Raw genomic sequence first — 14,980 nt, forward strand, 5'->3', positions numbered from 1 at the left:
CCGTTTTCTCGTTTCTTTGGGAGGAGGAACCCCATGAACAGACTGACCACCACCGCAATCGCCACCCTGATGGCGCTGGGCCTTGCCCCGGCGGCGCAGGCCGAAATCAAGATCGGTGCCACGCTATCGGCCACCGGCCCGGCCTCTTTCCTGGGCGATCCGGAAGCCAAGACGCTGGAAATGCTCGTCGAGGAAGTGAATGCCGCAGGCGGCATCAACGGCGAGATGCTGGAACTCGTGATGTATGACGACGGCGGCGACCCGAACAAGGCGCGCACCTTCGCCACCCGCCTCGTCGAAGATGATGAGGTTGCCGCGATCATCGGCGGCACCACCACGGGCACCACCATGTCGATCATCCCGGTGGCGGAAGATGCGGAAATCCCGTTCATCTCGCTGGCAGGTGCGGTGGACATCATTGACCCGGTGAAAGCCTGGGTGTTCAAGACCCCGCACACTGACCGCATGGCCTGCCAGAAGATCTTCGAGGACATGCAGAAGCGCGGCGTGACCAAGATTGGCATGATCTCGGGCACCGACGGCTTCGGCGCCTCGATGCAGGCGCAGTGCAAGGGCGTGGTGGGGGATTACGGCATCGAGATCGTGGCAGATGAAACCTACGATCCCAAAGACGCCGACATGACGCCGCAACTGACCAACATCAAGAACACCGCTGGTATTCAGGCCGTTCTGAACCCCGGCTTCGGTCAGGGCCCGTCCATCGTGACGCGCAACTACAAGCAGCTTGCCGTCGGCCTGCCGCTGTATCAGTCGCATGGTGTGGCCTCGAAAGGCTTCATCGACCTCGCGGGGGTGGAAGCGGCTGAAGGCGTGCGCCTGCCTGCCGCTGCACTTCTGGTGGCAGACATCCTGCCCGACAGCGACCCGCAGAAAGCGGTCGTGACCGCCTATCGCGACGGGTTCGAGAAGAAGACCGGCACCCCGGTTTCGACCTTCGGCGGCCACGCTTATGATGCCTTCATGATCCTGAAAGGCGCGCTGGAAAAGGCGGGGGGCGAGCCTGCCGCGATCCGTGATGCCATCGAAGGCACCACCGGCTATGTCGGCACCGGCGGTATCGTGAACATGACGGCAGAAGACCACCTTGGTCTCGACCTGACCGCGTTCAAGATGCTGGAAATCAAGAACGGCGACTGGACCATCGTGGAGTGATCCAGCGTCGGGCATCCCTCGACTGACTTTCATTGACGGGACGGGGCGGTCTTTGGCCGCCCCGCGATCCCTGCCAGCCGGAGAGCCTCCTGCATGTCGGAACTATTGCAATTCCTCTTTTCCGGGGTGACGGTCGGCGCGGTCTATGCGCTTGTCGCGCTGGGCTTCACGATCATCTACAACGCCTCGGATGTGGTGAACTTCGCCCAGGGCGAGTTTGTCATGCTGGGTGGCATGGCCACGGTTTTCGCCCATGCCGCGGGGCTGCCGCTGCCGCTGGCGGCGCTGGTCGCCATCGTCGGCACCGCTGCCGTGGGGGTGGCGCTGAACCGGCTGGCGATCGAGCCCGCGCGCGGCGCGCCGGTCGTGTCGCTGATCATCATCACCATCGGCGCCTCGATCTTCATTCGCGGTGCGGCGCAACTGGTATTTGATAAGCAAATCCATACTTTCCCGGCCTTTTCGGGGGACGATCCGATCCGCATTCTGGGCGCGACGATCCTGCCGCAAAGCCTGTGGGTCATCGCGGGGGCGGTGCTGGTTTTCGTGGCGCTCTGGCTGTTCTTCACCCGAACGCTCTTGGGGCGGGCAGTGCTGGCGACCTCGAACAACCGGCTGGCGGCGCAGCTTGTGGGCATCAACACCAATTTCGTGATGACGCTTTCCTTTGCGCTGTCGGCGGGCATCGGGGCCCTGGCAGGTGTTCTGGTGACGCCGATCACGCTGACCTCGTATGACGTCGGTCTGACGCTGGCCCTGAAGGGCTTTGCCGCCGCCATGCTGGGCGGCATGGGCAACCCTAAGGGCGCGCTGGCGGGCGGGCTGCTGCTGGGCCTCCTGGAGGCGATGACGGCGGGCTACCTGAGTTCGCAATACAAGGATGCGGCGGCTTTCGTGGTCATCCTCGCGGTGCTGTTCCTGATGCCGCAGGGCCTGTTCGGCCGCAAATCCACGGATCGGGTGTGACGCCATGAAACTGACCCCGAAAACCGCAACCCTTCTGGTGCTGGCCGCGCTTGTGGCGATCACTCCGTTCTTCTTCCCTTCGGGCTACTACTACCGCGTGGGCGCCCTGATCTTCGTCAATGGGCTTGCCGTGACCGGCATCGTGATCCTGACCGGCTATGCCGGACAGGTGAGCCTTGGCCACGCCGGGTTCGCCGGGATCGGCGGCTATGCCTGCGCATTGGCGCCGGTGCATCTGGGCCTGCATCCCGCGCTGGCCGTGGTGCTGGGCGCGGTGATGTCCGCCGCGCTGGCCTGGCTGGTCGGGCGCCCGATCCTGCGGCTGAAAGGCTATTACCTGGGTGTTGCCTCGCTGGGTATGGGCATCCTGATTTCCATGGTGCTGAACAACGAACGCTGGCTGACGCGCGGCCCTGACGGGATCGACGTGCCCGACCTCGGCCTGCGCGGCGTGCTGAAGGACTGGGGCCTGAACCTGTCGAACGGCGAGTTCTGGTATTTCTTCAGCGGCATCGTGATGATCCTCGGCGCATGGGCCGCGCTGAACCTGCATCAAAGCCCGACCGGCCGCGCCCTGCGTGCGCTGCACGGGTCAGAAATCGCCGCCCGGACCGTGGGCGTGGATGTCAGCCGCCTGAAGCTCCAGGCCTTCGTGATCTCGGCGGTCTATGCCTCCGTTTCCGGCTCGCTGCTGGCCCTACAAAACAAGTTCATCACCCCCGATGTCGCGGGCTTCATGCACTCGATCGAGATGGTGACCATGGCGGTTCTGGGCGGCGCGGGTTCGGTGCTGGGCGCGATCTTCGGCGCGGGCATCCTGACGCTGCTGCCGCAGGTTCTGACCGTCTTCGCCGAATACGAACAGATGGTGCTGGGGCTGGTGATGATGCTGGTGATGATCTTCCTGCGGGAGGGGCTTCTGCCTTCGATCCTGCGCAAGCTGCGGGGGACCGGGGAATGAGCCTTCTTGACATCAAGGGTCTTGGCATCACCTTCGGTGGCCTGCGCGCGGTGAACGAGGTCAGCTTTTCGGTCAATCCCGGTGAGATCGTCTCGGTCATCGGGCCGAACGGTGCGGGGAAGACCACGCTGTTCAACATGATTTCGGGCGTCTATCTGCCCGGCGCGGGACAGGTGGTGCTGAACGGCGAGGATGTGACGGGCATGCGCCCCGATCTTCTGGCCCGGCGCGGCATGAGTCGGACCTTCCAGAACCTGCAAATCTTTCAAAGCATGACGGTGCTGGAAAATGCGATTTCCGGCTATCACCTGCAGGAACGCGGGCCGGTGCTGGCCGATCTTCTGGGCCTGCCTTCGTCGCGGCGGCGCTCTAAGGCAGCCGAGGAAGGCGCGCGGGCGCTGCTGGCGCGGGTGGGGCTCGAACGCGCTGCCGAACGCGAGGCGGGGAACCTGTCTTACGGCGCGCTGAAACGGCTGGAGATTGCGCGCGCGCTGGCGCTGAACCCCAAGGTTCTGTTGCTGGACGAACCCGCCGCAGGCTGCAATGCCGTGGAAACCGAGGAGATCGACCACCTGATCGCGGAGGTCGCCAAATCCGGCGTGGCGATCCTGCTGGTGGAGCATGACATGAAGATGGTCATGCGGATTTCCAGTCACATCGTGGTGCTGGACCATGGCGAGAAGATCGCCGAGGGCGACCCGGCCACGGTCAGCCGCGACCCGGCGGTGATCGCGGCCTATCTGGGAACGGAGGCCGAGAATGCTGACGGTTGAGGGGCTGCGCTCGCGTTACGGGCGCATCGAGGTGCTGCATGGCATCGACCTGCATGTGGACAGCGGCGAGATCGTCACCGTGGTCGGCGCCAATGGCGCGGGCAAGACGACGCTTCTGCGCTGCCTGTCGGGCGTGCAGCCGGTCACGGGCGGCAGCATCACCTTTCGCGGTGAGGCGCTGACCCCGGTTCCGGCCTACAAGCGGCTGCGGCGCGGTCTCGCGCAATCGCCCGAGGGGCGGCAGATCTTCACCAACCTGACGGTGGAGGAAAACCTGCGGCTTGGCGCCTTCCTGTTCTCGGATGACCGGGTGGAAAAGGACATGGAAGATGCCTTCCAGATGTTCCCGATCCTGAAGGAAAAGCGCAATCTGGCGGCGGGCGGCCTGTCGGGCGGCCAGCAGCAGATGCTTGCCATGGCGCGGGCGCTGATGGGGCGGCCGTCCTGCCTGCTGCTGGATGAACCCTCGATGGGTCTGGCGCCCATTGTCGTGCAGCAGATCTTTGACGTGGTGAAGGGTCTGAAGGCGCTGAACGTCACTGTCCTGCTGGTCGAACAGAATGCCTTCGGTGCCTTGAAGATTGCGGATCGTGGCTATGTGATGGAAACAGGGCATATCACCATGAGCGGGACGGCGGCCGAGCTGATCGCCGATCCGCGCATCCGCGAAGCCTATCTGGGGATCTGAGATGAGCGTTGTAAGCATCGAACGCGAGGGCGAAATCGCCGTCGTCACCGTGGACAATCCGCCGGTCAACGCGCTGGGTCAGGCGCTGCGGCAGGGGCTGTGGGATGCGGTGGCCACGCTGGACGCCGACCCGGATGTGCGGGCGGTGGTGCTGATCTGCGCAGGCCGCACCTTCATCGCCGGGGCCGATGTGCGCGAATTTGGCAAGCCGCCGGTGGAGCCGCATCTGCCCGATCTGGTGAACCGGATCGAGGGCGCGGTGAAGCCCTGGGTCGCCGCCATTCATGGCAGCGCGCTGGGCGGCGGGTTCGAGGTGGCGCTGGGCTGTCGCTTCCGCGTGGTACTGGACAGCGCCTCGGTCGGTCTGCCCGAAGTGGTGCTGGGGATCGTGCCGGGCGCCTCGGGCACGGTGCGCACGCCGCGTGTGGCCGGCGCTGCGGCGGCGGTGGATCTTGTGACCACCGGCAAGCCGGTGAAGGCCGCGAAGGCGCAGGCCATGGGTCTGGTCGATGCGGTGCTGTCCGGCGATCTGCGCGAAGGCGCCATCGCCTTCGCACGAGCCGCGCTGGAGGCCCCGCTGCCGCTGCCCGCCTCGGAACGTCCTGTCACCGATCCGGGGGCGGCGTTCTGGGCCGAACAGCAGGCGGCGGTTGCCAGGCGGGCGAAGGGCGAGGCCGCCCCGCTGCGCGCGCTGGCTTGTGTGCAGAAGGCGGTTCAGGCGCCCTTTGCCGAAGCGCTGGCCTTTGAACGCGCGACCTTCCTTGACCTGCGCGGCTCTGATCAGGCCGCCGCGCTGCGCCATGTGTTCTTCGCCGAACGTGCCGCCCCGCGCCCGGCGCATCTGGGCGAGGCTAAACCCTTGCCCCTGCGCAATGCCGGGGTGATCGGCGGTGGGACCATGGGGGCGGGTATCGCCGCAGCACTGCGCGATGCGGGACTTCCGGTCGTGCTGATCGAGCGCGATGCCGAGGCGCTGGCGCGCGGGCTTGCCAACCTGCAAACCATCTTCGACGGCGGGGTCAAACGCGGCAAGCTGACGCCCGAACAGGCGGCGGCGCGTATGGCAGGCGTCACCGGCGCCACCGATTACGCTGCGCTTGCCGACACCGATCTGGTGATCGAGGCGGTATTCGAGGAGATCGGCGTGAAACGCGCGGTCTTTGCCGACCTTGCCCGCCATTGCCGGTCCGATGCGGTGCTGGCGACCAATACCTCCTACCTCGATCCGCGCGCGATTGCCGAAGGGCTTGCGAACCCCGGTCGCTTCATCGGGCTGCATTTCTTCAGCCCGGCCAATGTGATGAAACTGCTGGAAATCGTGCCGACACCCGAGACCGCGCCGGAAACGCTGGCCACCGGCTTTGCGCTGGCGCGGGCGCTGGGCAAGATTCCGGTGCAGGCGGGCATCTGCGAGGGCTTTATCGGCAACCGCATCCTCAAACGCTATCGCGCTGCCGCCGAGGCGCTGGTGCGGCAAGGCGTGGCGATTGCCGAGGTTGACGCCGCCATGCGCGGCTTCGGTTTTGCCATGGGGCCTTTCGAGGCGCAGGATCTGGGCGGGCTCGACATTGCCTTCCTGCAACGCGAGGGCGCGCGGGCGGCAGGGCAGGACGTGCCGGAAACGCTGGGCGACCTGCTGGTGCGCGCGGGTCGCAAGGGGCAGAAAACCGGCGGTGGCTGGTATGATTATGCGCCGGGCGACCGCAAGCCGCAGGCATCGGCCAGGGTGGCCGAGGTGCTGGCGGCTGCCATCACCGCCGGACCGGCGCTGGATCGTGCGGCCATTGCCGAACGGCTTGTCGGTGAGATGGCCGCCGAGGGGGAGGCGATCCTTGCGGAGGGTATCGCGCTCAGCCCGTCCGACATCGACCTTGTGGAAATCCATGGCTACGGCTTCCCGCGCTGGCGTGGCGGGCCGATGCATTACACCGCCCGCAAGGGCTGATGAACCTTCAGGGGCGGGGCGCTGCATCCCCATGCAGCGCCTCGTGCAGCCGCAGCCCGAGGTCGCGGCGCCGGTAGGGCTTCGACAGGAGCCTTGCGCCGGAAACGAGACTGCCGCGCCGCAGGATCGCATTTTCCGAATAGCCCGAGGTGAACAGGATCTTCAGCCCCGGAAAATCGGCCAGCACACGTTCGGCCAGCACCAGCCCGTTCATCTCACCCGGCATCACCACATCGGTGAACAGCAGGCTCACATCCCCGGCAGCGCGGATCGCCTCCAGCGCAGCGGCGCCATCCGCGACAGCGGTGACGCGATAGCCAAGGCTTTCGACCAGCCGCGCCACATGCGGGCGAAGCGCGGGATCATCCTCGGCCACGACCACATGCTGACCGGCCCCCATGGGAATGGCCTCTGCCGGGTCTGCGAGCGAGCCGACATGGGCCTCTGATCCCTGGCGACTGCGCGGCAGATACAGCCGGACGGTGGTGCCCTGTCCCGCCTCACTGTAAAGCGTGACATGGCCGCCCGACTGACTGACGAAACCATGCACCATCGACAGACCAAGCCCGGAGCCGCGCCCGACGGGCTTGGTGGTAAAGAAGGGGTCGAAAGCCCGCGCCGCGACGTCCGGCAGCATGCCTGTGCCGGAATCGGTGATCGACAGCCGCAGAAACTCGCCCGTCCGCGCGTCGGGATTGGCGGCGGCATAGCTGCTGTCCACCACGCAGTTTTCGGCCTCGATGACGAGATCGCCACCGTCGGGCATCGCATCGCCGGCATTGACAGCAAGGTTCAGAAGCGCAGTCTGCAATTGCGTCGGATCTGCCTCGACCGGCCAGAGGTCATCGGGTGTGACGACCGAAAGCCGGATATAGGCGGGCAGGGTACGGGTCAGCATGCAGCGCAATTCGGTCAGAACGCTGGCGCTGGCCAGTGCGCGCGGGGCAAGCGGCTGACGGCGGGCAAAGGCCAGCAGGCTGCGCACCAGTTCTGCGCCGCGTTCGGCGGCTTGCACGACCTGCGCTGCCGGGGCCTGCGTTTCGGCATCCTCAGCCGTATCCGCCAGCAGTTCGGCATTGGCCAGAATGACCGACAGCAGGTTGTTGAAATCATGCGCCACCCCGCCGGTCAGCTTGCCCAGGGCCTCCAGCCGCTGCGCCTGTTGCAGCTTGGCGGCAAGCTCCACCTCATCGGTGATATCCTCGATTGCCCCCACGATACGAAAGGCCTCGCCCTCGTCATCGCGCAGGGCCAGCGCACGGTCGCGGACATGGGCATAGCTGCAGTCCGAGCGGCGCAGCCTGTATTCGGCGCGCCAGTCCTCGCGCCGTCCGGCGATGAAAGTGCGGAACTGGCGCAGAACCTGCGGCGCATCCTCGGGATGCAGCGACTGTGTCCAGATACCGGGCGACGGCTGCTCGCCTTCCCATTCGGCGCCGAAGATCGCCACCGCGCCTTCGCTGTAAAGTACGGTGCCCGCGCGCAGGTCAATTTCATACACGACATCGGAGGCCAGCCGCAGCACCGCGCGCAGGCGTTCCCCCTCTTCGCGCAGGCGCGTGACATCGACGATGGAGCCTATCAGCCGGTGCAACCGGCCATCCGGGCGGCGCTGGGCCAGTGCGCGGTCGATAACATGCGCCACCGATCCGTCACCCCGGATCACCCGGTAGGCATATTCCCAGCGGTCATCCCCGCGCGTGATCGCCGTATCGCGCAGATGCAGGATACGGGGCAGGTCGTCAGGGTGGATCGCCGCGCGCCAGCTGCCCGGACCGGATGCCGGGGCAAACGGGTCCAGCCCGAAGGTGCGGCTGTAGCTTTCGCTGCGCCAGGTGCGGCCGGTCTCCGGCTCCCAGGAATAGATCACATCCTGCGAAGCCTCGGCCGCGAGGCGAAAGCGTTCCTGCCCCTCGCGCAGCGCAGTCATGTCGACCATCGAGCCGACGCTGCGCAGTGCGCGACCGTCGGCATCGCGCAGGAACCGTGCGCGGTCGACGACCCAGACATAGCTGCCGTCGGCGCGGGAAAAGCGGTATTCCTCGGTCCAGTGGTCATCGGCTCCTGTTCGGGCCGCTTCAAAGCGTTCGCGCAGGCGTGGCGCATCCTCGGGGTGCACGCGCGACAGCCACCAGTCTGTCTTTTCGACGCCGGGCACATCGGCATGGCCGTATTGCCGGAACAGCGCGTCACTCCACCAGATCTTGTCTTCGACAAGATCGTGGATGAACAACACATCGGTTGAGGCCGAGGTGGCAAGCTGAAACCGGGCCTCGGCCTCGTGGACGGCGCTGACGTCGATCATCGTGCCGATCATGCGGCGGGCCTGCCCGGCCTCGTCGCGCAACAGGAAACCCCGGTCGATCACATGGGCTGCCGTGCCATCGGCGCGCAGAAAACGATAGGCCTCCTCCCATGTCTCCAGATCGGGGGGGACGGGCGACAGGACGGCGGCGGCGATGCGCGGGCGATCCTCGGGGTGGATGCGGCCCAGCCAGTTCTGCACCGTGCCGGGGAATTGGGTGGTATCATAGCCCATCGCCTTCGTGGCATGGGCAAACCAGTCCAGACGGCCGCTTGTCATGTCCCAGTCGAACATCACATGCCCGGCGGCACGCAAGGCAATGCCCGCGCGGTTCTCATGCCCGCATTGCGCGACAAGGATTGAGCGGCGCCTGTCGTTCAGCTGTAAGGGCAAGGTCCAGCAGGTGATGGCAAGCCGCCTGTTCACCGCCCCGATCACCTCTGCCGCTGTGGCGGGGGTGAAGCCGGGGAACATGTCTTCGGCGGCGGCATTGGGGATGATGGGCCCATCTGTCGTTTCTGGCAACAGCCAGGCCGGAGCTTCGAGTGCCGCCAGATATGCCAATGCGTCCATGAAGATCGCCCCATTCAACCAGGGCGAGTATCTGCCGATTGTCGTTGAAAGGAAATCCGGTCCGGCAAGGATCTGGCATCCGTGGCGCGTTCACCACGCCAGAAGCTCTTCTGCCGCGCGGCCCGAAACCTCCTGGATCAGCCAGTCGCGGAACGCGACCAGAGGGGGGTAGTTTTCGCCGATGCCGGGCCAGACGAGGTAGTAGCTGCCGACGCTGGGCACCGGCCCGCCCCAGGCCTCGACCAGACGGCCATCGGCCAGTTCCGCCTTGGCCAGAAATTCGGGCAGCAGGGCCACGCCCATGCCGTAGATGGCCGATTGAATCATCGGTGCGAACTGATCGAACAGCATCCCCAGCGGGATCGAGGCGGATACGCCGTGGAACGAGAACCAGCTGGCCCAAGCATTCGGCCGGGTTTCCAGCTGCAAAAGCGGCAGGCCGATCAGGTCGCGCGGGCTGTCGATGGGGTGGCTGGCCAGAAAGCCCGGCGCGGCGCAGGCGATCATCCTTTCGTCGAAGAGTTTCGCAAAGCCAGCCTCGGGCCAGGTGCGATCCCCGAAATGGATGGCGGCGTCAAAGCCTTCTTCCGCGAAATCGAAGGGCCGCAGCCGGGTGCCAAGGTTGATCGTCACCCCCGGATGTGCCGCCAGAAAGCGCGGCAGCCGCGGCGCCAGCCAGCGCGTACCGAAGGTCGGCAGGATCGACAGCGCCAGCGTGCCGCCCCCGGTGGTGGATCGCACCCGCATCGAGGCGCGGCTGATCAGGTCCATCGCCTTTGCCACGTCGCGCGCATAGGCCAGCGCATTTTCGGTGGGCACCAGCCGCCGCCCCTCACGCCGGAACAGTTGTACGCCAAGCTGTGCTTCAAGGTTCTGCACAAGGCGGCTTACCGCGCCCTGCGTCAGGGCAAGGTCATGGGCGGCGGCAAGGGTCGATCCGGTGCGGATGACGGATTCGAAGGCCATCAGCAGCGAGATCGAGGGCAAAAGGCGGCGAGGAGTGGCCATGTATGCTTTCCATGCATAGGATAACGTCAATCTATCGTTATTCTGTCGGTGAACAATCCCTTATAGACATACCCAATCGCTTCACCCGAAAGGCAAAGACATGGCCCTGAAACCGAAAGACGCCCCCGACCTCGGCCGCTTCGACTGGGAAGATGCTTTCCGTCTGGAAGACCAGCTGACCGAGGACGAGCGCATGCTGCGCGATGCAGCCCGCGCCTATGCGCAGGACAAGCTGCAATCCCGTGTGATCAAGGCCTTCGCCGATGAAGAGACCGATCCGGCCATCTTCCGCGAGATGGGCGAAATGGGCCTTCTGGGCGTGACCGTGCCGGAGGAATACGGCGGGCTTGGCGCCTCCTATGTCTCGTACGGGCTGGTGGCCCGCGAGGTGGAGCGCGTCGATTCGGGCTACCGTTCGATGATGTCGGTGCAGTCGTCGCTGGTGATGTATCCGATCTACGCTTACGGCTCGGAAGAGCAGCGCATGAAATACCTGCCGAAGCTCGCCTCGGGCGAATATATCGGCTGCTTCGGCCTGACCGAGCCCGATGCCGGTTCCGACCCGGCCGGGATGAAGACCGTCGCCCGCAAGACCGCCAATGGCTATGTCCTGAACGGCGCGAAGATGTGGATTTCCAACGCACCCATAGCCGATGTCTTTGTCGTCTGGGCGAAATCCGAGGCGCATGGCGGCAAGATCCGGGGTTTCGTGCTTGAGAAAGGCATGAAAGGTCTCTCGGCACCGAAGATTGGTGGAAAGCTCTCCCTCCGCGCTTCGGTGACCGGCGAGATCGTGATGAAGGATGTCGAGGTCGGCGAAGATGCGCTGCTGCCGGGCGTCGAGGGGCTGAAAGGGCCGTTCGGCTGTCTGAACCGCGCCCGCTATGGCATCTCGTGGGGCGTGCTGGGCGCGGCCGAGTTCTGCCTGTCGGCGGCCCGCCAATATGGCCTGGACCGCAAGCAGTTCAACAAGCCCATTGCCGGAACGCAGCTTTACCAGCTGAAGCTTGCGAACATGCTGACCGAGATCAGCCTTGGCCTGCAAGCCTCGCTGCGCGTCGGCCGTCTGCTGGACGAGGCCAATGCTGCGCCCGAGATGATTTCCATCGTCAAGCGCAACAACTGCGGCAAGGCACTGGATATCGCCCGCTGGGCCCGCGACATGCACGGCGGCAACGGCATCCAGCAGGAATTCCAGGTCATCCGCCATATGGTGAACCTGGAAACGGTGAACACCTACGAAGGCACCCATGACGTGCATGCCCTGATCCTGGGCCGCGCTGTCACCGGCCTGCAAGCATTCTTCTGAGACGACGTCGGGGCGCGCGCCGATCCGCGGCGCGCGCCCCGGCCAATTATCAACAACAGGGGCCGGCATGGATCGCGCCGATATCGTTCACGACAATTTCCTGCGCCGCATCGCGTCGCGGGACTTTCCGCATGGCCGCGCTCCTTCGGGGGCGCTTTCGGCGTTTCAGGCGGTGGAGATTTACCGCGCCGCCTGTCTCAGCCGTGCGCTGGACCGACAAAGCCGGGTGATGCAGCGGGCCGGGCAGGGGTTCTATACCATCGGCTCGTCCGGGCATGAGGGGCTGGCGGCGGTGGCTGCCGCGCTGCGCCCGACCGACATGGCCTTCCTGCATTACCGCGACGCGGCCTTCCAGATCGGCCGAAGCGCGCAGGTGCCGGGGCAAAGCATTGCCTGGGACATGCTGCTGTCCTTCGCGGCCTCGTCGGAAGACCCGATTTCCGGCGGGCGGCACAAGGTGCTGGGGTCGAAGGCGCTGAGCATTCCGCCGCAGACCTCCACCATCGCCTCGCATCTGCCGAAGGCCGTGGGCGCGGCTTATGCGGTCGGCGCCGCGCGGCGCCACCGGCCCGAACATGCCGAACTGCCCGACGATGCCATCGTCTATTGCAGCTTTGGTGATGCCTCGGCCAACCATTCCACCGCGCAGGGTGCCTTCAACACCGCGCAATGGACCTCGTATCAGTCGATCCCGCTGCCGCTGCTGTTCTGCTGCGAGGACAATGGCATCGGTATTTCCACCAAGACGCCGAAAGGCTGGATCGGGGCGAGCTTCCAGAACCGTCCGGGGCTGAAGTATTTCGCCTGTGACGGGCTGGACATCTTTGACACTTTCGCCACCGCGCAGGAGGCGGCGCATTATGTGCGGACCCGGCGCAAGCCCGCCTTCCTGCATATCCGCACCATCCGGCTTTACGGCCACGCCGGTGCCGACATGCCCACGACCTACATGCCGCGCGAGGAGGTGGAGGCCGAAGAGGCGCAGGACCCGCTGCTGCATATGGTACGCGGGCTGGACCAGATGGGCGCGATGACGGCCGAGGCTGCCTTGCAGGTCTATACCGACACCAATGCCCGTGTGGCCCGCATCGCCGCCGAGGCCGTGACGCGCCCGCGTCTGCATGATGCGGCGGGTGTCATGGCTTCGCTGATCCCGCCGAAGCGCAATTGCGCGCCGACCAACGGGCCCTCGTCCGAGGCGCGTGCGGCGGCTTTCGGCAGCGACATGAAGCAGATGGCCGAGCCGCAGATCATGTCGCGCCTCATCAACTGGGCGCTGACCGACCTGATGCTGGCCCACCGCGAAATCGTGATGATGGGCGAGGATGTCGGTCGCAAGGGTGGCGTCTATGGCGTGACGCAGAAGTTGCAGGCCCGCTTCGGGCCGGACCGCATGATCGACACGCTGCTGGATGAACAAAGCATTCTGGGCCTTGCCATCGGCATGGCACAGAACGGCTTCATCCCGATGCCGGAAATCCAGTTCCTCGCCTATCTGCATAATGCCGAGGATCAGTTGCGCGGCGAGGCGGCGACGCTGCCCTTCTTCTCCAACGGGCAATATACCAATCCGATGGTGCTGCGCATCGCGGGGCTGGGCTACCAGAAGGGCTTCGGCGGGCATTTCCACAACGACAACTCCTTTGCCGTGCTGCGCGACATTCCGGGGCTGATCCTTGCCTGTCCGTCGAACGGGGCCGATGCTGCGCGGATGCTGCGCGAATGCGTGCGGCTGGCGCGCGAGGAGCAGCGGCTGGTGGTGTTTCTGGAGCCCATCGCGCTTTACCCGATGCGCGACCTGCATGGCGACAAGGATGGCGGCTGGATGTGCCACTATCCCGACCCGTCCGAGATCATCCCCTTCGGGCAGGTGGGCACACATGGCGCGGGCGAGGATCTGGCCATCGTCACCTTCGGGAACGGGGTTTACCTTTCCCGTCAGGCCGAACCCGTGCTGGCGGCGGCGGGTATCAAAACCCGGATCGTGGATACGCGCTGGCTGTCACCGCTGCCGAAAGAGGCGCTGACGGAGGCCGTGAAGGGCGCGAAACGCATCCTGATCGTCGATGAAACCCGCCATACCGGCGGCTTTGCCGAAGCCCTGATGGCGCATTTCCACGAGGCTTGCCCCGGCACGCCGCTGTCGCGTCTGACCGCCGAGGACAGTTTCATCGCCACCGGCCCGGCCTATGCGGCCACCATGCCCTCCACCGCGCAGATCGTCGCGGCCGCGCAGGAGATGATGAAATGAAAACCGCGGTCGTGATCTGCCCCGGACGGGGCACCTATACCAAGACTGAACTGGGCGTGCTGGGCCGGCATTTCCACGACAAGGCGCTGCTGGCGAATTTCGACGCCCGCCGCGCCGCGCTGGGACAGGAAACCCTGTCGGCGCTGGATGGCGCGGCCAGCTATTCGGTGGCGAAACACACGCGGGGCGACAATGGCTCTGCGCTGATCTATGCCGCGACGCTGGCCGATTTTCGCGCGATTGAAGGCGTGGAGGTGGTCGCCGTCACCGGCAATTCGATGGGCTGGTATTCGGCGCTGGCCTGCGGCGGCGCGCTGACGCCGGAAGGCGGGTTCGAGGTGGTCAACACCATGGGCACGCTGATGCAGGAACGGCTGATCGGCGGCCAGATCATCTATCCCTTCATGGGCGAGGACTGGCTGCCCGACCCGACCCGCAAGGCCGAGATCATGGCCGTCGTCGCAGATATCGGCGCCCGGCCCGATCATGTGCTGGGCCTGTCGATCGATCTTGGCGGCATGTTGGTTCTGGCTGGCAACGAGGCGGGGCTGAAGGCGTTCGAAGCTGCCGTACCGCCGGTACAGGGCCGCTTTCCGATGCGGCTCGCCAATCACGCGGGCTTCCACACCGCCATGCAGGTCCCGGTGGCCGAGGCGGGGCGCGCCCGTCTGGCGCCGGGCCTGTTCGCACAACCGAAGATCCCGATGATCGACGGGCGCGGTCATATCTGGTGGCCCGGCGCCTGCGATCTGCATGCGCTTTGGGATTATACGCTGGGGCATCAGGTGGTGGAGCCTTACGACTTCACCCGCGCCATCGCCCACGCGGCGCGCGAATTCGCGCCCGACCTCTTCATCGTCACCGGCCCCGGCACCACATTGGGCGGGGCGGTGGCGCAATCGCTCATCCTCGCGGACTGGCGCGGGATGCGCAGCAAATCCGATTTCCAATCGCGGCAATCCGCCGATCCCCTTCTGGTTTCGATGGGGATGGAGGATCAACGCCGTCAGGTCACCAAGGGAGACTGA

Annotated in this window: 11 protein-coding genes; 9 read left to right on the forward strand and 2 right to left on the reverse strand. The window is 65.7% G+C overall.

The window, feature by feature from the left end; translation table 11 throughout:
- Positions 1 to 33: 33 nt before the first annotated feature.
- From C8N34_RS05900 to C8N34_RS05925, 6 genes are all read left to right on the forward strand, one after another.
- Complete coding sequence (locus C8N34_RS05900) at positions 34 to 1,173, forward strand: ABC transporter substrate-binding protein (RefSeq protein WP_108128183.1); 1,140 nt, start codon at positions 34 to 36, stop codon at positions 1,171 to 1,173.
- A gap of 93 nt (positions 1,174 to 1,266) precedes the next feature.
- Positions 1,267 to 2,139, forward strand: coding sequence for a branched-chain amino acid ABC transporter permease (locus C8N34_RS05905; RefSeq protein ID WP_054302348.1), 873 nt, complete (start codon positions 1,267 to 1,269; stop codon positions 2,137 to 2,139).
- 4 nt (positions 2,140 to 2,143) lie between these two features.
- Entirely contained in the window at positions 2,144 to 3,100 is a 957-nt protein-coding gene (locus C8N34_RS05910) for a branched-chain amino acid ABC transporter permease (protein ID WP_108128184.1), read from the forward strand.
- On the forward strand, positions 3,097 to 3,873 hold the full coding sequence (locus C8N34_RS05915; protein WP_054302346.1) for an ABC transporter ATP-binding protein: 777 nt from the start codon (positions 3,097 to 3,099) through the stop codon (positions 3,871 to 3,873). The genes C8N34_RS05910 and C8N34_RS05915 overlap by 4 nt, the downstream gene beginning before the upstream one ends.
- A complete protein-coding gene (locus C8N34_RS05920; RefSeq protein WP_054302345.1) occupies positions 3,860 to 4,561 on the forward strand; it encodes an ABC transporter ATP-binding protein in 702 nt (233 codons plus the stop codon). The genes C8N34_RS05915 and C8N34_RS05920 overlap by 14 nt, the downstream gene beginning before the upstream one ends.
- A 1-nt stretch (position 4,562) precedes the next feature.
- Positions 4,563 to 6,506, forward strand: a complete 1,944-nt coding sequence (locus C8N34_RS05925) for a 3-hydroxyacyl-CoA dehydrogenase NAD-binding domain-containing protein (protein ID WP_108128185.1) — start codon at positions 4,563 to 4,565, stop codon at positions 6,504 to 6,506.
- Between the two features lie 7 nt (positions 6,507 to 6,513).
- Here the strand turns inward: C8N34_RS05925 and C8N34_RS05930 are convergent, their stop codons facing one another.
- Both C8N34_RS05930 and C8N34_RS05935 read right to left on the reverse strand, forming a co-directional pair.
- Positions 6,514 to 9,384 carry a PAS domain-containing protein gene (locus C8N34_RS05930; RefSeq protein WP_145693524.1) on the reverse strand — a complete coding sequence of 957 codons (2,871 nt, stop codon included), beginning with the start codon at positions 9,382 to 9,384 and terminating at the stop codon, positions 6,514 to 6,516.
- Positions 9,385 to 9,474: 90 nt separating this feature from the next.
- Positions 9,475 to 10,392 carry a LysR family transcriptional regulator gene (locus C8N34_RS05935; protein ID WP_108128187.1) on the reverse strand — a complete coding sequence of 306 codons (918 nt, stop codon included), beginning with the start codon at positions 10,390 to 10,392 and terminating at the stop codon, positions 9,475 to 9,477.
- A 100-nt stretch (positions 10,393 to 10,492) separates the two neighbouring features.
- On the opposite strand from C8N34_RS05935, the gene C8N34_RS05940 reads away from it, so the two are divergent.
- The 3 genes from C8N34_RS05940 to C8N34_RS05950 all read left to right on the forward strand — a co-directional run bounded on the left by C8N34_RS05940 (position 10,493) and on the right by C8N34_RS05950 (position 14,980).
- Positions 10,493 to 11,701 (forward strand): acyl-CoA dehydrogenase, encoded by a 1,209-nt coding sequence (locus C8N34_RS05940; RefSeq protein WP_054302341.1) that lies wholly within the window; start codon positions 10,493 to 10,495, stop codon positions 11,699 to 11,701.
- A gap of 67 nt (positions 11,702 to 11,768) precedes the next feature.
- A complete protein-coding gene (locus C8N34_RS05945) occupies positions 11,769 to 13,952 on the forward strand; it encodes a thiamine pyrophosphate-dependent enzyme (RefSeq protein WP_108128188.1) in 2,184 nt (727 codons plus the stop codon).
- Positions 13,949 to 14,980 (forward strand): ACP S-malonyltransferase, encoded by a 1,032-nt coding sequence (locus C8N34_RS05950; protein WP_108128189.1) that lies wholly within the window; start codon positions 13,949 to 13,951, stop codon positions 14,978 to 14,980. Before C8N34_RS05945 ends, C8N34_RS05950 begins: the two co-directional genes overlap by 4 nt.

The sequence above is a fragment of the Gemmobacter caeni genome (genome assembly GCF_003054195.1).
Lineage (GTDB): Bacteria > Pseudomonadota > Alphaproteobacteria > Rhodobacterales > Rhodobacteraceae > Gemmobacter > Gemmobacter caeni.

Excerpts from the sequence above, each read along its gene's own strand:
- C8N34_RS05900 (WP_108128183.1), top strand. The coding sequence starts at position 34 with ATGAACAGACTGACCACCACCGCAATCGCCACCCTGATGGCGCTGGGC.
- C8N34_RS05905 (WP_054302348.1), top strand. The coding sequence starts at position 1,267 with ATGTCGGAACTATTGCAATTCCTCTTTTCCGGGGTGACGGTCGGCGCG.
- C8N34_RS05910 (WP_108128184.1), top strand. The coding sequence starts at position 2,144 with ATGAAACTGACCCCGAAAACCGCAACCCTTCTGGTGCTGGCCGCGCTT.
- C8N34_RS05915 (WP_054302346.1), top strand. The coding sequence starts at position 3,097 with ATGAGCCTTCTTGACATCAAGGGTCTTGGCATCACCTTCGGTGGCCTG.
- C8N34_RS05920 (WP_054302345.1), top strand. The coding sequence starts at position 3,860 with ATGCTGACGGTTGAGGGGCTGCGCTCGCGTTACGGGCGCATCGAGGTG.
- C8N34_RS05925 (WP_108128185.1), top strand. The coding sequence starts at position 4,563 with ATGAGCGTTGTAAGCATCGAACGCGAGGGCGAAATCGCCGTCGTCACC.
- C8N34_RS05930 (WP_145693524.1), bottom strand. The coding sequence starts at position 9,384 with ATGGACGCATTGGCATATCTGGCGGCACTCGAAGCTCCGGCCTGGCTG.
- C8N34_RS05935 (WP_108128187.1), bottom strand. The coding sequence starts at position 10,392 with ATGGCCACTCCTCGCCGCCTTTTGCCCTCGATCTCGCTGCTGATGGCC.
- C8N34_RS05940 (WP_054302341.1), top strand. The coding sequence starts at position 10,493 with ATGGCCCTGAAACCGAAAGACGCCCCCGACCTCGGCCGCTTCGACTGG.
- C8N34_RS05945 (WP_108128188.1), top strand. The coding sequence starts at position 11,769 with ATGGATCGCGCCGATATCGTTCACGACAATTTCCTGCGCCGCATCGCG.
- C8N34_RS05950 (WP_108128189.1), top strand. The coding sequence starts at position 13,949 with ATGAAAACCGCGGTCGTGATCTGCCCCGGACGGGGCACCTATACCAAG.